This is a genomic window from Desulfofundulus thermocisternus DSM 10259, assembly GCF_000686645.1.
Taxonomy (GTDB): domain Bacteria; phylum Bacillota; class Desulfotomaculia; order Desulfotomaculales; family Desulfovirgulaceae; genus Desulfofundulus; species Desulfofundulus australicus.
Genome location: NZ_JMLG01000001.1, coordinates 185,878 through 208,842 on the forward strand (window position 1 = coordinate 185,878; position 22,965 = coordinate 208,842).

The 22,965-nt window shown below is 52.6% G+C and carries 20 protein-coding genes and 3 tRNA genes; 2 read left to right on the forward strand and 21 right to left on the reverse strand.

The window, feature by feature from the left end:
• From BR83_RS16550 to recO, 21 genes are all read right to left on the reverse strand, one after another.
• On the reverse strand, positions 1 to 275 hold a 275-nt coding region (locus BR83_RS16550; RefSeq protein ID WP_456072962.1), incomplete at its 3' end, for an electron transfer flavoprotein subunit beta/FixA family protein.
• A 181-nt stretch (positions 276 to 456) separates the two neighbouring features.
• Positions 457 to 1,998, reverse strand: coding sequence for an acyl-CoA carboxylase subunit beta (locus BR83_RS0101000; protein ID WP_027355518.1), 1,542 nt, complete (start codon positions 1,996 to 1,998; stop codon positions 457 to 459).
• 24 nt (positions 1,999 to 2,022) lie between these two features.
• Complete coding sequence (gene acd / locus BR83_RS0101005; protein ID WP_027355519.1) at positions 2,023 to 3,186, reverse strand: glutaryl-CoA dehydrogenase Acd; 1,164 nt, start codon at positions 3,184 to 3,186, stop codon at positions 2,023 to 2,025.
• A gap of 58 nt (positions 3,187 to 3,244) precedes the next feature.
• Entirely contained in the window at positions 3,245 to 3,994 is a 750-nt protein-coding gene (locus tag BR83_RS0101010) for an IclR family transcriptional regulator (protein ID WP_027355520.1), read from the reverse strand.
• Positions 3,995 to 4,151: 157 nt separating this feature from the next.
• On the reverse strand, positions 4,152 to 5,354 hold the full coding sequence (locus BR83_RS0101020) for a CaiB/BaiF CoA transferase family protein (RefSeq protein WP_027355521.1): 1,203 nt from the start codon (positions 5,352 to 5,354) through the stop codon (positions 4,152 to 4,154).
• 271 nt (positions 5,355 to 5,625) lie between these two features.
• Positions 5,626 to 5,701 (reverse strand) — tRNA-Val (locus BR83_RS0101025).
• 3 nt (positions 5,702 to 5,704) lie between these two features.
• Positions 5,705 to 5,780 (reverse strand) — tRNA-Glu (locus BR83_RS0101030).
• A gap of 145 nt (positions 5,781 to 5,925) precedes the next feature.
• A tRNA-Ile gene (locus BR83_RS0101035) sits at positions 5,926 to 6,001 on the reverse strand.
• 99 nt (positions 6,002 to 6,100) lie between these two features.
• On the reverse strand, positions 6,101 to 7,201 hold the full coding sequence (gene rpoD, locus BR83_RS0101040; RefSeq protein ID WP_207640164.1) for an RNA polymerase sigma factor RpoD: 1,101 nt from the start codon (positions 7,199 to 7,201) through the stop codon (positions 6,101 to 6,103).
• A complete protein-coding gene (dnaG, locus tag BR83_RS0101045) occupies positions 7,194 to 8,969 on the reverse strand; it encodes a DNA primase (RefSeq protein WP_027355523.1) in 1,776 nt (591 codons plus the stop codon). Before dnaG ends, rpoD begins: the two co-directional genes overlap by 8 nt.
• Before the next feature lie 102 nt (positions 8,970 to 9,071).
• Positions 9,072 to 10,073, reverse strand: a complete 1,002-nt coding sequence (locus BR83_RS0101050) for a deoxyguanosinetriphosphate triphosphohydrolase (RefSeq protein ID WP_027355524.1) — start codon at positions 10,071 to 10,073, stop codon at positions 9,072 to 9,074.
• Positions 10,074 to 10,130: 57 nt separating this feature from the next.
• Positions 10,131 to 10,748 (reverse strand): flavodoxin family protein, encoded by a 618-nt coding sequence (locus tag BR83_RS0101055; protein ID WP_027355525.1) that lies wholly within the window; start codon positions 10,746 to 10,748, stop codon positions 10,131 to 10,133.
• 110 nt (positions 10,749 to 10,858) lie between these two features.
• On the reverse strand, positions 10,859 to 11,440 hold the full coding sequence (gene thpR, locus BR83_RS0101065; protein WP_027355526.1) for an RNA 2',3'-cyclic phosphodiesterase: 582 nt from the start codon (positions 11,438 to 11,440) through the stop codon (positions 10,859 to 10,861).
• A 20-nt stretch (positions 11,441 to 11,460) separates the two neighbouring features.
• Positions 11,461 to 12,042, reverse strand: coding sequence for a PAS domain-containing protein (locus BR83_RS14655; protein WP_034634252.1), 582 nt, complete (start codon positions 12,040 to 12,042; stop codon positions 11,461 to 11,463).
• Between the two features lie 139 nt (positions 12,043 to 12,181).
• The gene (gene ppdK / locus BR83_RS0101075) at positions 12,182 to 14,824 is read right to left on the reverse strand and encodes a pyruvate, phosphate dikinase (protein ID WP_027355527.1); all 2,643 of its coding nucleotides are present in this window, start codon (positions 14,822 to 14,824) and stop codon (positions 12,182 to 12,184) included.
• Positions 14,814 to 15,686 carry a pyruvate, water dikinase regulatory protein gene (locus tag BR83_RS0101080; protein WP_242839594.1) on the reverse strand — a complete coding sequence of 291 codons (873 nt, stop codon included), beginning with the start codon at positions 15,684 to 15,686 and terminating at the stop codon, positions 14,814 to 14,816. The genes ppdK and BR83_RS0101080 overlap by 11 nt, the downstream gene beginning before the upstream one ends.
• Positions 15,661 to 16,299 carry a helix-turn-helix transcriptional regulator gene (locus tag BR83_RS0101085; protein ID WP_027355529.1) on the reverse strand — a complete coding sequence of 213 codons (639 nt, stop codon included), beginning with the start codon at positions 16,297 to 16,299 and terminating at the stop codon, positions 15,661 to 15,663. Before BR83_RS0101085 ends, BR83_RS0101080 begins: the two co-directional genes overlap by 26 nt.
• Before the next feature lie 77 nt (positions 16,300 to 16,376).
• Complete coding sequence (gene glyS / locus BR83_RS14660; protein ID WP_051617713.1) at positions 16,377 to 18,524, reverse strand: glycine--tRNA ligase subunit beta; 2,148 nt, start codon at positions 18,522 to 18,524, stop codon at positions 16,377 to 16,379.
• A gap of 43 nt (positions 18,525 to 18,567) precedes the next feature.
• Positions 18,568 to 19,440, reverse strand: a complete 873-nt coding sequence (gene glyQ / locus BR83_RS0101095; RefSeq protein WP_027355530.1) for a glycine--tRNA ligase subunit alpha — start codon at positions 19,438 to 19,440, stop codon at positions 18,568 to 18,570.
• A gap of 409 nt (positions 19,441 to 19,849) precedes the next feature.
• A complete protein-coding gene (locus BR83_RS0101105; protein ID WP_027355531.1) occupies positions 19,850 to 20,308 on the reverse strand; it encodes a DUF4342 domain-containing protein in 459 nt (152 codons plus the stop codon).
• Positions 20,309 to 20,368: 60 nt separating this feature from the next.
• Positions 20,369 to 21,115, reverse strand: coding sequence for a DNA repair protein RecO (recO, locus tag BR83_RS0101110; RefSeq protein WP_027355532.1), 747 nt, complete (start codon positions 21,113 to 21,115; stop codon positions 20,369 to 20,371).
• A gap of 133 nt (positions 21,116 to 21,248) precedes the next feature.
• Here recO and BR83_RS14665 point away from each other — a divergent pair, with 133 nt between their 5' ends.
• Complete coding sequence (locus BR83_RS14665; protein WP_242839595.1) at positions 21,249 to 22,031, forward strand: N-acetylmuramoyl-L-alanine amidase; 783 nt, start codon at positions 21,249 to 21,251, stop codon at positions 22,029 to 22,031.
• A 13-nt stretch (positions 22,032 to 22,044) separates the two neighbouring features.
• Positions 22,045 to 22,941 carry an N-acetylmuramoyl-L-alanine amidase family protein gene (locus BR83_RS0101120; protein ID WP_027355533.1) on the forward strand — a complete coding sequence of 299 codons (897 nt, stop codon included), beginning with the start codon at positions 22,045 to 22,047 and terminating at the stop codon, positions 22,939 to 22,941.
• The last annotated feature ends 24 nt before the right edge of the window (positions 22,942 to 22,965 follow it).

The following is a 22,965-nucleotide window of genomic DNA, read 5'->3' on the forward strand; positions in this document are numbered from 1 at the left end:
TCTATTTCTTCCAGTTCGGGGGTGACCAGCACCGCCCGGTCGGCTCCCATGGCCAGGGCCTGGCGCAGTACGTCCTGGGCTTTCGGCCCGCCCATGCTGATTACCGTTACTTCCCCTCTGGTCTTTTCTTTGATGCGCAGGGCTTCTTCCACCGCAAATTCGTCGTAGGGGTTCATGATCAGGCTGACGCCTTCCTGGTTGATCTTGCCCTGCGCGTCCAGGGTTATCTTGGCTTCCGTGTCGAAGGTCTGCTTGGTAAATACTGCTACCTTCATCTTCTCCCTCCTTAAATGGTCAAAACGGTACAAAATGGAGGCCAGATCTGATGGCGTTCACGGGAGCCGGGCCGCCCGGCACTCACTGCATGATATGCCTGTGAGTGCCGGGCCAGCCGGTGCTGTTTACGGCATTTATGCATTTTTGGCTCCAAACAGCGCGCCAAATTATCTGCCTTATTTACAGGTTAATGTTGGAGTACTTACGCCACGGCCTGGTTACCTGTTTGTTCTCCAGGATATCCAGCGCCCTGGCGATGTACTTCCTGGTATCGCTGGGCATGATGATATCGTCTATATAACCGCGCTCCGCACCGCGGTAAGGGTTTTCATACATTTCCCGGTATTGCTGGATTCTCTCGGCAGCTACTTTGGCCGGGTCTTCCGCATTTTTAATTTCCTTGGCAAAAATTACGCTGGCCGCCGTTTCCGCACCCACAATGGAGACCTGGGCTATGGGCCAGGCGTAGACCAGGTCGGCTCCGGTGTCCTTGCAGCACATCCCTAAATAGGCACCGGCAAAGGATTTGCGCAGGATTACCGTGACCTTGGGCACCGTGGCGTCGATGTAGGCGTAAAGCATTTTGGCTCCATGCCTCAAGATACCCCTGTGTTCTTCGTAGGAGCCAATCATGTAACCCGGGGTGTCGTGGAAATTAACCAGGGGAATGTTGAAGAGGTCGCAGAAGCGCACAAACCTGGCTACCTTGTCGGCAGCATCGCAGTTGATCACGCCGCCCATATACAGGGGCTGGCTGGCCACAAGCCCCACCGTCCGGCCGGCAATCCTGCCGAACCCTACAATCACGTTGGGGGCAAAGTCTTTCAGGATTTCAAAGAAAACACCGTTGTCCACTATTTTGTAGATCACCTGGTGCATGTCGTAAGGTATGTGGCCTTCCTCGGGTACCAGGCCATCCAGTTCGGGAATTTTCCTTTCGGCTTCGTCGCCGGTATCCACCCGGGGCGGTTTCTCCCGGTTGTTTTGCGGCAGGTAGCTCAATAGCTCTTTGGCTTTATCCAGGCAATCCCTGTCATCTTCCGCCACCACATGGGTCTGGCCGGTCTTGGTGGCGTGAACATGCACGCCGCATAAATTCTCCAGGCTAATTTCCTCACCCAGCTGGGTCTTCACAAAGGCCGGTCCGGCTATGCCCATGAAACCGGTCTTCTTGCACTGGAAGACGAAGTCCTGCATCACCGGGTGGTAGGCCTGCCCTCCCAGGCAGGGCCCCATCAACAGGGCTATCTGGGGAATAATACCGGAGGCAAGGATTTGGGAGCGAAAAAGCCAGGCATAGGCCTCCAGGGTGTCCATGCCTTCTTGAAGGCGGGCACCGCCGGAGTCGTTCATGCCCACAAAGGGTATGCCCATTTCCTTGGCCATGTCTATGGCCTGGGCGAATTTTTTTCCGTGGTATTCACCAAAAGTACCGGCCATGGAGGTGTAGTCTTCAGCCGCCACCATCACGTTCCGGCCATTTACCTTGCCGTAACCCACTACCACGCCTTCAGCCGGAACTTCCCTTTTGTCCATCCCAAAGGCCGTGGTGCGGTGCTTAACGAACATGCCTATTTCCGTAAAGGTGCCGGGGTCAAAGAAGTATTCTATCCTTTCCCGGGCCGTCCACTTGCCAGCTTTGCGCTGTTGTTCTACCGCTTTGGAACCACCCATTTGCAGGATTTTTTCTTTTTTCTCCTTGAGTTCCTGGTATCGATCCATTTGTGCTTCCTCCTCCAGATGTGATCAGGACGAACGGTTGGCTTTGCGATAACCCAGTGCATCCTGGGAGATAATGAGCTTGTGGATGTTGCTGGTACCTTCCACTATTTGATAGTATTTGGCGTCACGGAAGAACCGGGCCACGGGATATTCTTCGGAGTAACCGTAGGCACTGTATATTCTCAGGGCATAATCAGCGCATTTATTGGCAGCTTCACTGGCAAAAAGCTTGGCCATGGAGGTTTCCAGGGTGTTGGGTACACCTTTATCCTTCAAGAAGGCCGCCCGGTAGGTTAATAGACGGGCCGCTTCAATGTCCACGCACATCTGGGCAATCATGTCCTGGATCATCTGGAACTTGCCGATGGGCTGGCCAAATTGCTCCCTGGTATTGGCATATTCAATGGCGGCGTCGAGGCAGGCCTGGGCCACTCCCACCGCGCCTGCGGCCGAGGCCAGGCGGGTGTTGTCCAGTTGCTGCATGCAGATGGCAAATCCCTGGCCTTCCTGTCCCAGCAGGTTTTCTCTGGGTACCCTGCAGTTTTCAAAGGTGATGGTACCCACGGGTGATGACCAGTTACCCAGTTTTTCAGTTATGGCTTCGACGGTAATGCCTTCGCTCTTCATATCCACGATAAAGGCGGACATGCCCTTGGCCCGCTTGGAGGGATCCGTATAGGCGTATACCAGGGCTATGTCGGCTACGGGTGCCAGGGAGATCCACATCTTGCTGCCGTTCAAAATGTAATAATCTCCTTCCAAAACAGCGCGGGCTTTCATGGACGCCACATCGGAGCCGGCGTTGGGTTCGGTCATGGCAAAACATCCCAGCAGCTTGCCACTGGTTAGCCCCGGCAGGTATTTTTGCTTCAGTTCCTCGCTGCCGTAACGCCAGATGGTTATGGCCGGGCCGAGGGTGTTGGCTGCAAATATGATGCGCAGGGAGCTGTGCACCCGGGCTATTTCTTCAGCCAGAATGGCCAGTGCCAGGTAGCCCAGCCCGTTCCCACCGTATTCTTCGGGAATGACGCAGCCCAAAAAGCCCAGCTCCCCCATCTTTTCCACCAGATCCCGGCGAAAGCGGTGGGCTTTGTCGTCAGCATCCACCGTGGGTAATACTTCGCTTACCGCAAAATCGCGTGCCAGCCTTTTAATGTCCTGCAATTCTTCCGGTAAATCGAAATTCATATGATCTCCTCCCGGCAGGTAATTCTTTTTTCCCCGGTACCCCGGGTAATATGGTTCTTTATGTTTGGGAATAACCCAGTTTGCGGGATAGTGTCTCCGCAGCCCGCTTCACTTCCCGGATTAATACCTGTAATCGTTCTTCGGGAAAGCGGCTTTCTATACCAATGATCCCTATGGAAGCCCTGACGGAACCTGAAAAATCGTAAACCGGCGCGGCAATACCTACACCGTGGTCGAGATAGTCACCGTAGGTGATGGCGTATCCCTGTTCCCGGATTTTTTTGATCTCCTCCAGCAGAACTTTTGCATTCAGGAGTTCCTGGTTTTCCGACATTTCCTTGATATACTGGTGAATAAAATCGTCCTCCATAAAGGAGAGCAAGGCTTTCCTTGCTGCACCCCTGTGCAGGGGAACCTCTTTGCCCACCAGTTCCATTACTTTTACCGGATAGGGTCCTTCAACCCTTTCCAGGAAAACACCCATTTTACCCTGAGCTACGGTAAGGTAGGAATCTTCACCAGTAGAAAGGGTAAGCTCTTTTAAAACGGGCAGGGCTGTCTTCCTCAAATCCAGCGTGCCCCTGACCTGCAGGCCCATTTTCAACAGCTGGGGACCCAACCGGTAATTTTTGGTTACAGGATCCTGTTCGACTATCCCAAATTCTTTAAATGTTTGCAAAAAACGATGGATGGTACTGGGTGGAAAACCCGTAAGGTGAAAAAGCTCCCTTATGGACAAGCCGTTTTCGGATCCTTTTTCCGAAATAGCCTGAAGGACAATCAGGCCCTTGCGCAGAGTGTTGCTCATCAGAATCAGACCATTCCATATATCGAAATTGATTCCGATAAATAGCTAAACGTATTTTTTTTATTTAGACATTCCTTTCTGTTTCCCTGCAACCCGGCAAAAATATAAAAATTAAAGTTAATTTTCCGACCTCTAACTTCCCACCTCCGACTTCCATTTAGATTGCCCCACACGCCTTTAACTCTTCAATTTCATCCGCAGTATACCCCAAACTCGTAAGAATTTCGCAGGTATGCTGGCCGAGAAGGGGAGGCGGCAGGCGGTATTCAATGGGCATTTCGGAGAAGTTCAATGGACTGCCGAGTACCTTGACTTTACCTGCTTTTTCATGATCCATTTCCACAACCATGCCCCGGTGCAAGACCTGGGGATGGGAGACTACCTCCGAAATGGCGTTGATCATCCCGCAGGGTACCTTGTGCTCGTGCAGCAAATTTACCCAGTAACTAGCATCTTTCTGGATAAAGATTTCAGCCAGCAGCTTCTCCAGTTCATCCCGGTGTTTTACCCTCATCTCGTTGGTCACGAACCGGGGATCGTCCACAAACTTGAGGTCCAGAGCGGCACAGAAACGCTGCCAGATGGCGTCGTTGCCCACGGCCAGGATAAAGTACTTGTCCCTGGCCCGGAATGCCCTGTACGGCACGATGGAAGGATGACCCGAGCCCATACGGATGGGATCCTTCCCGGACGCAAAATAGTTGCTGGCCATGTAGGTCAACCAGGAAACTTCCGTATCCAGAAGGGAGATGTCGATGTACTGGCCTTTTCCGGTTTCTTTACGGGCCATCAGGGCGCTTAAGATCCCAATAACGGCATACATACCCGCTCCAATATCAATGATGGCCACGCCAATGCGGACGGGCTCACCATCTTTTTCCCCCGTGATGGACATCAGCCCGCCCTCACCCTGCATCAACAGGTCATAAGCAGGATGATCGCGGTAGGGACCGTCCTGACCATATCCGGACAGGGAACAGTAGATAATCTGCGGATTAATTTCTCTAATCCGTTCGTAATCCACACCCAACCGCTGCACAGTTCCGGGCAGGAAGTTTTCAATCATCACATCTGCCTCTTTGGCCAGCCTGTAGATGATTTCCCGCCCCTTGGGGGATTTCATGTTAACGGTAATGCTTTTCTTGTTCCTGTTGACGCTTAAGAAATAGGCGCTTTCTCCGTTAACAAAGGGTGGACCCCACCCCCGGGTTTCATCCCCGACCCCGGGCATTTCCACCTTGATCACTTCTGCCCCCAGATCACCAAGAATCATGGTGCAGAAAGGTCCTGTCAGGACGCGGGATATATCCAGCACCTTAATTCCCTCCAGGGGCAACTTTATTTTTTTCCCCGCCGTCATGCTGTCTCCCCTCCTTGTTCCAAATAGTAAAATGGGTTCCAATAGATGAGTTATTATTTTAGACAGACATTTGGTTTTTCCTGCTGTTATGACAAAAATTTTTACTTAATATTCTTGAGAGATTTAAAGCGCTAGAAAGAGAAAAAGAGCCCCCTCTTCAAGGGGACCCTGGTTTTACCGGTGTGCGAAAGTGTGCAATTTGCCTTTTCGCAATCTATCCAGCTACCTTCTATAAGAGAAAGCCTCCGATTCACGGAGGCCTTGATTTCACTGGTGGGCGATGACGGATTTGAACCGCCGACCCCATGCTTGTAAGGCATGTGCTCTCCCAGCTGAGCTAATCGCCCGTATGGTGACCCCAGCGGGATTCGAACCCGCGTTACCGCCGTGAAAGGGCGGTGTCTTAGACCACTTGACCATGGGGCCGTAAAACGGTCGTCAGTCGTCGGAAGTCAGAAGTCAGAAATAATTGCCGACTATATCTCTCATACCCAAAAAATGGCCTCAAAATCAATGATAATCTCTGACCTCCAACTTCCGACCTCCAACTTCCGACATCCGACTTCCATTCTGGTGGGCCCACCAGGACTCGAACCTGGAACCAGCCGGTTATGAGCCGGATGCTCTACCAATTGAGCTATAGGCCCACAAAGCATTGAAACACATAACATGCACTAATGATTATACATAAAATTACGGCCCCGGTCAATGGCTTTGTAAAGAAAAATTATCCCGGGGCTGGTGTTTTAATCTAAGTAATCTTTAAGTTTCTTGCTGCGGCTCGGGTGCCGCAACTTGCGCAGTGTTTTCGCTTCAATCTGACGGATCCGTTCCCGGGTCACTCCAAATTTCTGGCCAACTTCCTCCAGAGTCCGGGCACGGCCGTCGTCCAGGCCAAAGCGCAGGCGTAATACCTTCTGTTCCCGATCGGTAAGGGTTTTTAAAACCTCCTCCAGCTGCTCCCGCAAAAGCGTATAGGAGGCCTCTTCCGCCGGCGCCCTGGCGTCCTGGTCTTCAATGAAATCTCCCAGGTGAGAATCTTCTTCTTCACCAATAGGCGTTTCCAGGGAAACGGGTTCCTGGGCTATCTTCATAATTTCACGTACTTTTTCTTCAGAAATACCCATCTCCTTGGCTATTTCCTCCGGAGTTGGTTCCCGGCCCAGTTCCTGCAGGAGCTGGCGGGAAACACGGATAAGCTTGTTGATGGTTTCCACCATGTGCACCGGTATGCGGATGGTCCTGGCCTGATCAGCAATGGCCCGGGTAATGGCCTGCCGGATCCACCAGGTAGCATAGGTACTGAACTTGTACCCCTTGCGATAATCAAATTTTTCTACTGCCTTGATTAGCCCCAGGTTACCTTCCTGGATTAGATCCAGAAAAAGCATCCCCCGGCCTACATAACGCTTGGCTATACTTACCACCAGGCGCAGGTTGGCTTCTGCCAGCCGCCGTTTCGCTTCCTCGTCCCCCTGCTCAATTCTCTTGGCCAGTTCAATTTCTTCCTCCGGTGTTAAGAGGGGGATACGACCAATTTCTTTCAGGTACATTCTAACGGGATCGTCTATGGCGATACCCTCGGGAATGGAAAGGTCAACATCTTCCTCCGCTGAAGGTTCTATAACGGCATCGTCCATGGGTTCCAGATCCGGAACCTCGGGTACAACCTCGATACCCATACTGGCCAGCTTTTCATAAATATCGTCAATTTGTTCCGGCGTCAGATCAACCCCTTGCAGGGTATCCATAATTTCACTATAGGTCAGGATGCCTCTTTTCTTACCTTTTTCGATTAATTCCTTGACGCACTCGAGTTTATTCAATTCATCCCCCAATTTATTCATTCCCCCTTTCCAGCAAGGGTTTACTCTTCTGTAACAGTTTCTGCAGGTCACCCAACACCCGGACTATACGCCCCTGATCACCAACCCGCTCTGCTTCGGCCAGCTCCTGTACCAGCCTTTCCCTCTGCTCCTGGAGATAGCTCCTTTCAACAGCCCGGGTCAGGTCGGAAATTATTTTAACCGGGTCACCCCCGGGTATTTTTTCCATTAGCAAGCGGCTTAATAAGTGTTGTTCTTCTTCATCCAGCTCATCCATCCATGCAGCCGGATCAACCCTCTCTCCCCGGCAGATAATCTTAAAAATCCGGCGCAAACCGGGCTCCCGGGGGAAGGATTCTCCCAAACGCTGGCGTACTTCCTGCACATAAGCCGGATAATGTAACAGCAACTGCAGAAGAAACAATTCCGCCTTATTGTGGGCGTTTGCTAATATATTATGCTTATTTTTAGCAATTTTATCCGAATTTAGCCATTTTCTTCCCGGGTTTCTATTAAATCGCCGTAAAGCATCTCTCACCGCTTCCCAGCTTAAGCTCAGGCGGGCAGCTACCCGCCTGATACCCTCTTCCCGCTCTGCTTCCCCGGGCATGGCCGCCAGGTTTGGCAGGACCTGAGCCAGAAGGGAAGCGGAACTTCCACCATTTTTTGCAGCCTGGTTTAATTTATAATCCAGTAACGGAGCTGCCGTTTCGACCAGTTGCTGCCACTTTTCCCCACCATGCTGCCTGATATATTCATCCGGATCCTTTCCTTCGGGAATGGTAACCACGCGAACACGAAAGCCAATCTGCTGCAAAAGATCCAGTCCCCGGATAGAAGCGGCAACTCCCGCTGTATCCGCATCATAAGCAATTACTACATCCCTGGTATAACGGGACAAAAGATGACCCTGTTCTGCAGTAAGACTGGTCCCCAGGGAAGCCACCACGTTACGAACGCCATGCTGGTAGGCGGTAATCACATCCATATAGCCTTCCATGATGATGGCACAGCCCTTTTCCCGGATAGCAGCCCTGGCCAGATGCAGGCCGAAAAGCAATTTTCCCTTATTGAAGATTAAACTCTCCGGGGAATTCAAGTACTTTGGCTGGCTGTCATCCAGCACCCGTCCCCCGAAACCAACCACCCTTCCCTGGGCATTATATATGGGAAAGATCAGGCGGTTTCTAAACCGGTCGTAAAGCTTTCCCCGATCCCCCCTGGTTAAAAGACCCAGATCCACAGCCCGGTGCAAAGAACAGTTGCGGGAGGCAAGAAACTGCAACAGGGTATCCCACCCGGGAGGAGCATAACCCAGTTGAAATATCTCCTGGGTATGCCGGGATACTCCCCGCCTTTCCAGGTAGCTGCGGGCTTCCTCCGCCTCCGGCCGGTGGATGAGAATATGGTGGTAAAAGTCCCGCACCATGGCGTTAATTTCCCAGGCCTGTTCCTCCAGCCAGGCCCGCGTCCCCTCCCGGAGCCTTTCAGTACGTGGTACGGTAATGCCGGCCTGTTTCGCCAGCCGGTATACCGCCTCGGGAAAAGTAAGGTTTTCCTGCAGCATTAAAAATTTAAAGACGTTGCCACCCGTCCCGCAGCCAAAACAGTAAAAGATTTGCTTCTCCGGGCTTACGGTAAAGGACGGATCCCTCTCCTGGTGAAAGGGGCAAATACCGACATAATTTTTCCCCTTCTTTTCCAGGCGAACATATTCACCAATTACCTGCACAATATCAGTAGCCTGGCGAACAGATTCCACCACTTCATCAGGGATTAACCCACCCATGGGAATCACCCTTCTAACCCATCCCAGGAGCGTCACGTCCCTCTGTGAAAGAGGTATTCGCTATCACTATAGATTTTCCTCCCCAAACCTTCGACAATTTTTCTACGACACGGGAAAAGCCCGGGGAATAAAGAGACGGGAGAACTGGGCAATAGCGAAATGATCGGTCATACCTGCAATGTAATCACAAACAACCCTTTCCACTCCCATTTCCTCGACTTTCTTAAGTTGTTCCGGGGGTAAAGCTTCCGGATGCCTGGTGAAATAGAAGTACAGGTACTGAACCACGTTTTTGGCTTTAGCTTCCTCTTTTTTGGCCTCCGAGCCAACATAAACGCGAGCAAAAAGGAAGGCACGCAATTCATCTGTAGCCTGCTGGACCTCGGAACTCATGGAAATCACCGGTTTATCCCAGCTGTTGTTGATCAGATCCAGAACCATGGTATTAATGCGCTCCCGGTGTGTACGCCCCAGGACATCAAGGCAGGCCCGGGGCAGATCATTTAAAGTAAGAATGCCGCTCCGGATGGCATCGTCAATGTCATGGTTAATATAGGCTACGCGATCACAAATTCTCACCACCTGTCCTTCCAGAGTAACCGGTCTGCCGGGGCCAGTATGGTTCAAAATCCCATCCCGTACTTCCCGGGTAAGGTTGAGACCCTTTCCCCCTTCCAGTTCATCCACGATTCGCAAGCTCTGCTCGTTATGGCGAAAGCCAGGGGGGTAGACTTCATTTAAAGCTTCTTCCCCAATATGACCAAAAGGGGTATGCCCCAGGTCATGTCCCAGGGCAATGGCTTCGGTAAGGTCTTCATTTAAGCGCAACGCCTTGGCCACCGTGCGGGAAATTTGAGCCACTTCAAGAGTATGGGTAAGCCGGGTGCGGTAATGATCGCCTTCAGGGATGATAAATACTTGAGTTTTTCCTTTTAAACGGCGAAAACTTTTGGAATGGATAATCCTATCCCTATCCCGCTGAAAAGCGGTGCGTACCTGGCAGGGTTCCTCGGGGTACAGGCGACCGGCACTGGCCGAACTGCAACAGGCATAGGGAGATAACTGCTGTTCCTCCAGCCTTTCGGTACGTTCTCGAATGTTCATTTTATCACCCCGATGAAAAACCCCCGGGGCCGTATTAAAAAACCGGGGGTATTGACTCTATCCGCCCGTTGCCCGGGACCTTTTACGCAAATCCCGGGTAGCCAGGGCCACTTCCACCACCCGCCGGGCCAGAATTCTTGCCCGCTGCAATCCCAGGATATCCTCACTGGCGGGATCCTGGGCGCAGGCGCCCTGATGCCCGGCATCATCCTCCAGGTAACCGTCCCCCACCACGGTCATTCCCTGGCAGAGCATCATATCGTGCATTGTTCTAAGGGCAGTCTCCTGACCGCCAAAGCGGGAGCCACCTACCGTTAATGCCCCGCCGACAACATTAATAAGGGCTTTTTCCCGGCGCAAAAGACGGGTGCGGTCCCAGAAAGCTTTTAAATGAGAGGAAACAGTGCTGAAATAAACAGGGCTTCCCATAATGATACCATCGGCCTGGCGCATTAAATTGAAAATCTCTTCCAGACGGGTTCCGGAAAAACATTTCCCGGTACAGGGATCCGAGCAAACAGTACAGTAAGGGACCTTTAATTCTGCCAGAACCTCGGAAACCTGACAAAAGGTAAATCTTGCACCCGCAGCTTCCACCACTTCCCTGGTGGCCAGCAGCATCTGGGCAGTACTGCCTGTGCGGCGAGGACTGCCGTTAATAGCCAGAACCAGCATCTTCAAACCCTCTCTTAAAAAACTTAAACAATGTTATTTTACCTGTAAAAAAAATTTCCTTCCTTAAAATTTTAAAAAACATTATTCCCGGTGAAATAAATTTAGACCTTTTAAGGGCTTTTAAGGCAAACTTGAGCTATTAAAGTATAGATAGGACCACCGGGAGTAAGCTTGCTTTGCATAAGGTCCACTGAACCCACCTGCATCCAGCCCAGATTATCATAGTCAGGGCCAAGCTGGCGCACCATGGTCATCAATTCCGGTGCCCCCCGGAGTGAGCGCAACCTGGCCAGGGTCAGGTGAGGTGAAAAAGACCGCCCCGGTAGCGGTATCCCGAATGGCAGCATCGCCCCGGCCACCAACCGGTGAATTTCCCACAACTCATTCTCCCCGCCAGCAACCCCCGCCCAGAGTACCCGGGGATGCCGGGCATCCGGGAATACACCCAGACCACCCAGTTGCAGGGTAAAAAATTTCCGGTCAAGCAGAGCCCCTTGAACTGCCGAAACAAGGGCGTCTATTATGGCCACATCCACTTCACCTAAAAAGTGAACAGTTAAATGCAGGTTTTCCCTTCCCACCCACCTGGCATCCACCCCTGTTCCCCGCAGCTGTTTTTGAATCTCCCACAGCCGGTCTTTAATCTCATTGGGGAGATTTATGGCCCAGAAAAGCCTTAAGGTTTTACCCATTCCTTCCCTCCTCTTCCTCGCTATATGTAAGCCAGATCAACTTCTTTCTCACCCAGGCCCAGAGCCTCCGCGATCATGCGGGCATATTCCGCCACCTTTTCACTATGGCCCATTGTGTACTGATCCCGTGCTCCAATGGCTTCGGCGAAAGCGTAGATGGTTTCAAACTGTTCCGAAATGGTGGTCAAACGGTTGATAATTGTTTTCTTCAGCAGATTCCGGTTCCGGAAGAAATTGTAATATACAGCGCAGGCCCCCAATATCTTCTTGCTGCGGTTATTTATAAGAGAAGTATCCACCAGGAAAAATTTGGGCAGCATATGTGACCCTGTTTTTATTTCTTCAAGGCGCAGAGAAAACTCCCGGCCTGTTTCCAGGGTTTCAATCAAGGCACTGGTATACCTGCCCCTGCGATCAAATTTTTTACCCTGAAAAAGGATATCGATCAGGGGACGGTAAGCGGCTTCTTCTTTATTTATTCCCAGTTCCCTTTCTGATGCCCTGTTAAAATAGATTAAATATCCCCTGCGGTCAATAACCAGCACCGGACAGGGCAGGTTGTTCAAGACCTGCTCTTCCAGAGATACCCCTTCATCATCCATACCGCGTCCCCTTTCTGATAAAGGACTGCTATTAATTTTCTCTCTTTTTCCCCTTTTTCCTGTAAACTGTCCCGTAAATTATGAACCCTCCCAATAAAGGAGGGTTCAGGTTTAGCTCAATAATTTGGGCAAGATACTGTTAGCCATTCTTTATCCTGGCCTGAGCTGCTGCCAGGCGGGCTATGGGAACGCGGAAGGGAGAGCAGCTAACATAATTCAGCCCTATACGGTGGCAGAATTCAATGGAGCTTGGCTCGCCGCCGTGCTCACCACAGATTCCAATCACCAGATCGGGTTTGGTCTGGCGGCCCAGGTCGACACAAATTTTCATTAACTTACCTACGCCGGCCTGATCCAGAACGATGAAGGGGTTTTCCGGCAGAATTTTTTTCTCTACATATTCATGCAGGAACTTACCCTCGGCATCATCCCGGGAAAAACCAAAGGTAGTCTGAGTCAGGTCATTGGTACCAAAGGAGAAGAAATCCGCTTCCCGGGCAATTTCATCGGCCAGCAGGGCCGCACGGGGTATTTCAATCATTGTTCCCACACTGTACTCAAAATTAACACCTGTCTCTTTCCTTACCTGCTCGGCTACTTCGTTGACCAGTTGACGTAGCAAAGCCAGCTCCTTCACATCACCAACCAGAGGGATCTCCACCTCCGGGAAAACCCTCAAGCCCTCCTTCACCAGCTGGGCCGTAGCCTGGAAAATGGCCCTGGCCTGCATGGCGTAAACCTCCGGGAAAGTTATACCCAGGCGGCAACCCCGGTGGCCCAGCATGGGGTTAAATTCAGCAAGCACCCTTACTTTCTTTAATAATTCCTCTTTTTTCTGCAGCTCCTCATCGTTGCCGCCGGTGAGGCGGAGGCGGGTAATTTCCACCGCCAGCTCTTCCGCGTTGGGCAGGAATTCATGGAGAGGAGGGTCCAGCAGGCGGATGGTTACCGGTAAACCCTCCATGGCCTTTAAAATACCGTAAAAGTCACCCTGCTGCATGGGTAATAGCTTATCCAGGGCGGCCTGCCTTTCCCGGGTGCTGGTGGCCAGGATCATTTCCTGAACTATGGGCAACCGGTCAGGAGCCATAAACATGTGTTCCGTACGGGTGAGACCGATCCCCTCTGCCCCAAAAGCACGCGCCCTGGCTGCATCTTCCGGCGTATCCGCATTGGCCCTTACGCCCAGGGTGCGAATTTCATCGGCCCATTGAAGCAATTCGAGAAACTCGGGCGATAGCTCGGGATCAATTAGGGGTACCTCTCCGAGAATTACCTGGCCGGTGGAGCCGTCAATGGAAATGACATCTCCCTTTTTTATCACCAGGTCATTAACGCGGAATTCGCCTGCCTCATAATCTATGCGTATGGCCTCACAACCGCAAACGCAGGGCTTGCCCATTCCCCGGGCCACCACTGCAGCGTGGCTGGTCATCCCTCCCCGGGAGGTAAGCACCCCCTGGGAAGCAACTATACCATGTATGTCATCAGGAGTAGTCTCTGTACGAACCAGGATAACCTTCTCCCCCTGGTTGCCCAGTATTTCTGCCTCATCGGCATCAAAAACCACTTTACCGCTGGCTGCACCGGGCGAAGCAGGCAGGCCCCTGGCAATCACCTCCACCCTGCTCCGGGGATCGATACGGCGGTGCAACAGCTGATCCAGCTGGGCAGGCTCAACCCGCATGATGGCCTCTTCTTTACTAATCAATCCTTCATGAACCATATCAACAGCAATTTTAACGGCTGCCTGGGCGGTACGTTTACCGGTCCGGGTCTGCAGGATGTACAGCTTTCCCCGTTCAATGGTAAACTCTATATCCTGCATATTCCGGTAATGCTTCTCCAACTGCTCGCATATGGAGACAAACTGCTGGTAAACTGCGGGCATTTCCACCTTTAAGTCAGAAATTGGCCGTGGAGTACGGATGCCCGCCACCACGTCTTCACCCTGGGCGTTGATCAGGTATTCCCCGTAAAGCTGCCGGGCACCGGTTGCCGGATCCCGGGTGAAGGCCACCCCGGTACCGCAGTCATCTCCCAGGTTACCAAAAACCATTACCTGGATGTTAACGGCAGTACCAAGGTCGTCGGGGATCTTATTGATCCGGCGATAGACTATGGCCCGGTCATTATTCCAGGAGTTAAATACGGCATAAATGGCCATAAAGAGCTGCTCAACAGGATCCTGGGGGAAAGGTCGCCCGGTTTCCCTTTCTATCAGGGCCTTATATTCAGCGGCCACCTGCTCCAGATCCTCAACCGGCAATTCCTGATCAAGATTTACTCCCCGGCGCTCCTTATATTTCTCCAGAATGCGTTCAAACCTGGCATGTTCAATACCCAGAACCACATCACCAAACATGTTCAGGAACCGGCGATAGCAGTCAAAAGCAAACCGCCTGCCGGCAGCCCGGCCCAGACCTTCCACCGTCTGGTCGTTTAACCCCAGGTTGAGCACTGTATCCATCATTCCGGGCATGGACACAGGTGCCCCCGAGCGCACGCTAACCAGCAGGGGATTGGCAGGATCGCCAAACCGCCGGCCCGTTTTTTCCTCCAGCACCTGCATTTTTTCCCGCACCTGTTCCTCCATCCCGGGCGGGAATTGCCGGCCGCCAAGGTAGAACTCCTTGCAGGCCTCTGTGGTAATAATCATACCGGGCGGGACAGGCAGGCCGATATTGGTCATCTCCGCCAGGTTCGCCCCTTTACCACCAAGGAGATTTTTCATATCGGCACGGCCTTCTTCAAACAGGTAGACATACTTTTTATTTGACATGCCTTTCCCCCCTGTAATAGATTTCCAGCACGCGGCTGGCCGTCTCTTCCACCGCTTTATTGGTAACATCAATAATGGAGCATTTTACCTGACGCATAATACCTTCGGCATATTCCAGCTCCTGTAATATGCGTTCCATGCTGGCGTAATTTGCCCTGGATGCAAGCCCCAGAGCCTTGAGACGTTCCCGGCGAATTTCATTAAGCTGCTGGGGCTGGATGGTCAGGCCGATAATCCGGTGAGGTGGTAATTTAAAGATTTCTTCCGGCGGCGCCACCTCCGGCACCAGGGGAACATTTGCCGCCTTTATGGCCTTGTGAGCCAGGTACATACACAAAGGAGTTTTAGAGGTCCGGCTAACACCAATAACCACCACATCGGCCCGCAAAATTCCCCGGGGATCCTTGCCGTCATCGTACTTAACAGCAAACTCCACTGCTTCTACTTTCCGGAAGTAATCCTCGTCGACGCGGCGAACCAGCCCGGGTTCCATTTTCGGCCTTTGACCACCCACCCGGGTTAAGGCATCCAGCATGGGAGTCAATATGTCTACCGCAGGTATGTTGTATTTACGTGCCTCCCTTTCCAGTGCTTCCCGAAGTTCTGGAACAACCAGGGTATAGGCTATGACACTGGGCCTGGTGCTGGCCTCCTGCATGATTTCAACGATTTCTTCCACATCATGCACGAATGGCACCCGGTGGATATCTCCTACACCGGAGTTGAACTGGCTGGCCGCCGCCCGGGCCACCAGCTCCGCCGTTTCACCTATGGAATCGGAGATGATATAAATCACCGGGTGTGTATTACTGGTCGTGGTAATGGTTACCTCCCCCTTAGTTTCCTTCTCCCAGCTCAACAAAGAGGCGAGTAATGTTGGTTTTACTCAGGCGACCGATGACTTCCAGCTCTTTGGTCTTGTCGCCCTCCTCCACGGGGCGTACCACCGGGAGGGCATCCACCTCGTGGGTAATAAGTTTCTTGGCCGCCGCCCATACCGAATCATCAGGGCCAACGGTAATTACGTTGGGCATCCGGGTCATCACAACACCCACGGGTAGTTTATGAATGTCCTGCCCCCCCAGGGTAATTTTCAACAGGTCCTTTCGCGAGATGACCCCCTCCAGAATCCCTCCCTCCCGGACCACAATCAGCGTCCCCACATCCTCGATGAACATAGTAACCACCGCATCATACACCGAACAATGTTCCGAAACGACCACGGGTACAGACTTTATTTCTCCCACCTTGATGCGGTGAAGTTTCTCGGCAATCACCCTGTTCGGGCTTTTGCCACTGTAATAATAGCCCACCCGGGGGCGAGCTTCCAGAAGCCCGGCCATGGTCAAAATGGCCATATCAGGACGCAGGGTGGCCCGGGTGAGGGAGAGGCGCTCGGCAATTTGCTCACCGGTAATGGGACCTTCCTTTTTGACAATCTCCAAAATGGCTTCCTGTCGCTTGGAAAGTTCCAATTTCATCGCCCCTTAAAAGAGCAATTATATTATTATGTTATACTAATCGGCCCTAATATATTTAATGTTATATAATATTATATATTCCTCCCGGATTTTCCTCCTGCACCAACCCAAATATCATGTATACAATTTGTCCCCGGTACGGCTACCAGCTTGCTCAGATCAGCCACACCCAGGGCCAGGTTGGCCACCCCTTTGAGCAGGCCGAGGCGGTTGTTCCTGATTTTTTCATCATCTACCATAACCATTACGGCATCAAAAAACTCGTCCACAACAGGCCGCAGGGAAGCCATGGCCGCCAGCGCCGCCCGGTAATCGCGGGCCATAAGCTGGCCGGCAACTTTCTCCCGTACTTCATTTAATTTCTTATAAAGTGCTGCCTCTGCCGGATGGGCGAGCAGGGCTGGATCCACTGCAGTTGAATCATGCTTGCGGGATAAATTGTGAGCACGGGTAAAGGCCGTAAGTACCGCTTCGAAATGGGGCTCGGTCTTGAAGACCTCCACCGCCCGGGCCCGTTGCCAGACCCCGGTCAGGTCATCAAAACCGGCTGCCAGTACTGCTTCCACCGTATCATAGGACAGCCCCCGCTCGGTAAGAATTCCCTTCAGGCGCTGGGCGAAAAAGTCCAGGAGATGAGATATAACCTGCTCCTTTTCCAGTTTCAGCTCCACCCGCCCGCGGTACTGTTCATAGGCCTGACCAATAAAATCCCGCAGGAGAAGTACCAGCTCCCCCGCCAGGCAGATATGGCATATTCCCAGGGCCTGCCGGCGCAGCCCATAGGGATCCTGGGAACCGGTAGGTTCAATGCCAATAGCAAAACAACCAACCAGGGTGTCCATCTTATCGGCCAGGCTCAAAACCCGTCCCGGAGTAGTTACCGGCAATTCATCGCCCGAGAAACGGGGCAGGTAATGCTCATATATGGCCTGAGCAACTGCCGGATCCTCCCCGGAAACCAGGGCATATTCCCTGCCCATCACTCCCTGTAATTCGGGGAATTCATAGACCATGCTGGTAACCAGATCGGCCTTGGCCAGGTACGCTGCCCGCAGCACCTGTTCCAGCTCTTTCTCGCCGACGGCAAAAACGCGGGCCAGGTAGCGGGACAGGTTAATAAGGCGCTCCACCTTGTCGTAAACCGAACCGAGGCTTTCCTGCCAGACGACCTTCTTCAATGCCTCTACCCGCCGGGCCAGGGGTACGGTCTGATCTTCCTTCCAGAAGAAAGCAGCATCGGTCAGGCGAGCCCGCAGCACCTTTTCATTTCCCGCCCTGATCGTATCCAGGTGGTCCCTGTTACCATTGCTTACCGCAATGAAACGGGGCAGCAACTTGCCCCGGGCGTCCCGCACGGGGAAATAACGCTGGTGTTCCCGCATGGGCGTTACCAGCACCTCGGCGGGCAGCTGTAAAAAGCTCTCGTCAAAACTGCCGCAGAGGGCCACGGGATATTCCACCAGGTTGGTCACTTCCGCCAGCAGTTCCTCATCGGGCAATACCTGCCCGCCAGCTCCGGCTGCCAGTTCTTTCACCTGGTTCCAGATCATCTCCCGGCGCTGCTCGGGATCCACCACCACCCGACCCCGCTCCATAACCTCGAAATACTTGCCGGCATGGGGAATTTCCAGGGGCCCTTCACTCAGAAACCGGTGGCCGTAGGTAACCCGTCCGGACCGGAGCCCGGCATAGGAAAAGTCAATCACCTGATCACCGTAGAGGGCCACCAGCCAGCGAATGGGACGGGCAAAACGCACCTCCAGAGTTCCCCAGCGCATGGGTTTGGGAAAATGTAAACCTGAAATTATCGCCGGACATATCCCGGCCAGCACTTCTCCTGCGGGGCGCCCTTCCTGGCGTTTTACTGCAAATACATATTCCACAGGACCCAGGTTTTTCACCACCAGCTGAGAAACATCCACTCCCTGGCTTTTGGCAAATCCCAGGGCCGCCCGGGTTGGTTCACCGGCCTGGTTGAAGGCTACCTTAACAGCCGGCCCTTTAACCTCCTGGACCAGGGATTCCTGCACCCCGGCCAGGTCATACACATACAGGACCAGGCGCCGGGGTGTACCAAAGGTTTTAATTTCCTTAAAGGACAGGCGGTTTTCTCGCAACAGGTTTTGAGCCAGCTCCTTTAACTGTTCCAGGGCCGGGTTTAAAAACCGGGCCGGTATTTCTTCTACACCAATTTCCAGCAAAAAATCCCCCGTTTGCATGGCTTTCCTCCCTCGAATACAGGTTTCTTTTTGTTTAAAAGGATTATTTCTTTTCAAGCAGCGGGTAACCCATTTCTTCCCGCTGGGCTACATAGGCAGTGGCGCAGGCCCGGGCCAGGCTGCGTACCCGGTGAATAAAAGCAGTACGTTCGGTAACGCTGATGGCACCCCGGGCATCCAGGAGATTAAAAGTATGGGAACACTTAAGCACGTAATCGTAGGCCGGTAAAACCAGGCCCTTTTCCACAATGCGCCGGGCCTCTTTCTCGTACATGTCAAACAGCTGAAAAAGCATTTCCGTATCTGCTTCTTCAAAATTGTAATGGGAATGTTCCACCTCGCCCCGGTGGTGAACGTCACCGTAAGTCAGGCCGTCAACCCATTCGATGTCAAAAACATTATCCTTACCCTGGATAAACATGGCCAGCCTTTCCAGGCCATAGGTAATCTCCGCTGAAACGGGACGGCAGTCCAGACCTCCGCATTGCTGGAAATAAGTGAACTGGGTTATTTCCATTCCATCCAGCCACACCTCCCAGCCAAGACCCCACGCACCCAGAGTGGGGGATTCCCAGTTATCTTCTACAAAACGGATATCGTGCTCCCGGGGATTGATACCTATAGCCGCCAGGCTATTCAGGTAAATTTCCACCACATCATCGGGAGACGGCTTTAAAATAACCTGGTACTGGTAGTAATGCTGCAGGCGGTTGGGGTTCTCCCCGTAACGGCCGTCGGTTGGCCGGCGGGAGGGCTCCACATAGGCCACCCGCCAGGGCTCGGGACCCAAAACCCGCAGGAAAGTGGCCGGGTTCATGGTACCGGCGCCCTTTTCCACGTCGTACGGCTGCTGGATGAGGCAGTTCTGAGCAGCCCAGAAACGGTTTAAAGCCATGATCAATTCTTGAAAGTTCATGCAGGCATTCCTCCCTTAAACAAAGACAAATGATTCCAGCAGGCTGTAAAGGACCCTTTTAAAAATTAAAACCTCCCGCCCGGGCACTGGGCCAGGGACGGGAGGTACTTCCCGCGGTTCCACCCTGCTTGGTCGCCATAAAAGGCGACCCTCTCCTTTGATGCAGGCTTTACTCACCGCCACCTGACGCGGCGGCTTTCCTCCTGCTGCTCGGGAACCCCCTTCACACGGGTTCGTTTTACCGGGCTTCCACCTCTTCCCGGCTCTCTGTAAAAACTCCCCCGGTTACTCTTTCCCTCATCGCCGGATATTTTGTTGAACACTGTTAATTTACCAAATTGGTGGAGCGAAGTCAACGGGTACGTTTTAACCCTCTGCCTGTTCCTCCGCGGGGAAGGCCGGAATTTCTTCAGGCCCCCCCTTGCGTAGGGCCCGCCGGTCCCCAATGCTGTTCACCCTGACCTTCATCTCCCCTATCTTCCCGGCCCGGCCGCTCAATTTCCAGGGTATAATTCTTGGCCATAGCCGTCACTGCTCCCAGAACACCCAGCACTGCCAGCTGGCTGCTGGCCAGTGTCCCCAGCAGCCCCAGTGCCCCCAGGGGAGCTGGAAGCTCCATAACCGTTCTGTCCCCCTGCTTCACCTTGATTTTTGTTTCCTGGCTCCGGTGCAGGAAATCCTTCACGTTTTCCCAGAATTCTTCTCCCCGGTCTTGAAGTTTTTCGGCGATGTTCTTTCTCTCTTCTTCCAGGTGAATGAGGGCCTGGACCACATCGCCCCCCGCTGCGTCCAGCGCCTCTTTTGCTTCTTTGTAACCAACCCCCAGACGGGATCTGATCAGATCAATTTTTTCCAACTCGCTGTTCATAGCAGGCCATCCTCCCTGGTTCTTTTTCTTTAACCATATTTAACCCGGGAGGCCGGTTGATTATACATGTCCCAGCAATTCCAGAAACCGCATGGATTTCATGCGCTGGCCCAGGTGGTATTCCAGGTGGCGGTGTAGTACCTCTTTTAACTCCCTGCGAACAAGCTGACCGGCCTTTAACTGGTTGAGCCTGCCAGGTTCCCAGCGCAAAAATAGCTTGAGCAATTCCACCGTACCGCGAGAGCAGGTCAGGCCATCTGTTTCTTTCCCGGCGCACGACGGGCAAAGTATCCCCCCTGCTCCGGCGTGAAAAACGACCCTGCTGCCGTCTACAGGAACGTGGCAGAGAACACACCTCTCCAGGCAGGGCCGGTAACCCAGAATGGAGAGCAATTTTACTTCAAATGCCCGGATCAGCAATTCGCCGTCACCGCTAACCAGAGAGCGTAACGTTTTAAGCAGCAGGTTAAAAATCTCTTCACCGGGCTCTTCTTCGGCAGTTAAATCGTCTACCATTCCGGTCAAATAAACGGCACAGCCCAGCTTATCCAGCCGGCAGCGGAGCTGGGGGAACATCTCCACAAGCTCACCCTGGCTTACTGTATCCAGCCCGCTACCCCGGCGAATAAGAAAGCGGGAATGGGAAAAGGGTTGCACTGCTCCCCGCTTGCGACTGGTAAGCTTGCACGACCCGTAAGCCATCACCCTGATTTTACCCTTTTCCCGGGTAAATAACGTTAACAATTGATCAGCTTCCCGGATGCTTACCGATTTAAGAACCACGGCGCTAACCTTATAGAATTTCACCAGGGTTATACCTCCAGTACAAAAAGACAAAATTCGTCCGTTTTACCCAACAATATAATGAAAATCTTTGTGCAGTTTACCATATATTTTACTGTATTAACCGCGGCTTGACCAGTTTCCGGTTAAATGGGGGGTGGAAAAAATCAGGTTTATTATCCTGCCCCTGCAAAAGATCAGGATGGGGATGGCCATTGTCATGGTTTCGGTTATTCTCTGGCTGGGTGTTTGCGCCATGGCCAGTGCCCGCCACCAGGCAGCCATCAGTGCCCTTTCCGGTGCCCTGGCCGGACGGATAATTGTTATTGATCCGGGGCACGGGGGTGTAGATCCCGGAGTGGTGGGGAAAAATGACGTTCTGGAAAAGGACCTGGTCCTGACCATAGGACAAAAGCTGGCCCTGTACCTGCGCCAGGGCGGGGCCAGGGTAGTAATGACCCGGGAAGGGGATTATGACCTGGCTGATCCTGAAATTACCGGCCTGTACAGGCGAAAACGTCAGGACCTGGCCCGCCGGGTAGCCCTGGCCAATAAATTACCGGCCGACGCCATGGTAAGCCTGCACATAAACAGCTTCAGCAACCCGGCCCAGTATGGAGCACAGACCTTTGCCAGAGCCGGATCAGCAGAAAGCGAAGCCCTGGCCAGGGCTATTCAGGATGAACTTAATCGCATGCTAAAAAACAGGCACCGGGTACCATTACACGGAGATTACTATATCCTCCGCCAGACCCGTGTTCCCACAGTTATTGTTGAACTGGGTTTTATTACCAACCCCGGGGAATATCGCCTGCTCCAGGATCCCCTCTACCAGAGTAAAATAAGCTGGTGCCTTTATGCCGGCATAACCAGGTATTTAGCCGGAGAAGGCAAGTCCCCACCGCTGCAGCCCGGCGTTAAGGGGAAAAAAACGAAATGAAGGGGGCAAGGGCATGAATATCAGCCGTATTACCAACATCTGGAGCAAAGTATATTATAACCCGAACCGTCCCATCTCCAGAGTAGTAATAGAATCCACCATACCTTTTCAGCCTGAGGTAAAGGAAGAACCCCTGGAACTAACCATCCTGGCTCAGGGAGCCCGGGCCAACATGTTTTGTGAAACAATTGAAGTTTATGATGGATTGATTGAATGGATCAGGGTTAGTGAACATCCGCAGGGCGTAAGCTTTGAAATCAAAACCAGATACCCTTCCCCCTGGCAAATAACAGCTGAACCGGGTATCCCCCACCGCACCATCATCAATTTCAGCCGGGATTACCTATTCCATCTTTTTGCCTCCAAAGTTTTTGTAATCGATCCCGGACACGGTGGGGATGACACAGGAGGCAAAGGCCCTGTGGATTTGCTGGAAAAAAATGTTACCATGAGCATGGCCACTGCCCTGCAGGAGATGCTCAAACCCTTACCATGCAAAACCTACCTCACCCGTACCGGGGATTATTCCCTTTCCCAGTGGGCACGCTGTAACCTGGCACTGAAAAAAAATGCGGGGATCTTCATCAGTTTTCATACCTTTTACAGCACAGACACTTCTGTGGAGGGGACAGCAGTAAAATACAATCCCAGGGCACCGTCGTGCGAGCACCTGGCCCGGTTCACGCTGGAAGAAATCATACGGAAAATTAAACGCTCCTCCCGGGGGATAGAGCCGGACCCGCAATTGTACCATTTAGGAACGATTCCTGCACTTACGGTAGAACCCGTAGTCATATCCAACTGGGTTGAGGAAGGCCTCCTGCGCAACCCCACGCTATATAAAAAAATTGCCCAGGGAATCATAAACGGCCTTATACGGTTTTGGGAGGAGGAGAAAAGGGAAAAATAAAAAGGCAAATTTCCTCTGCACAGG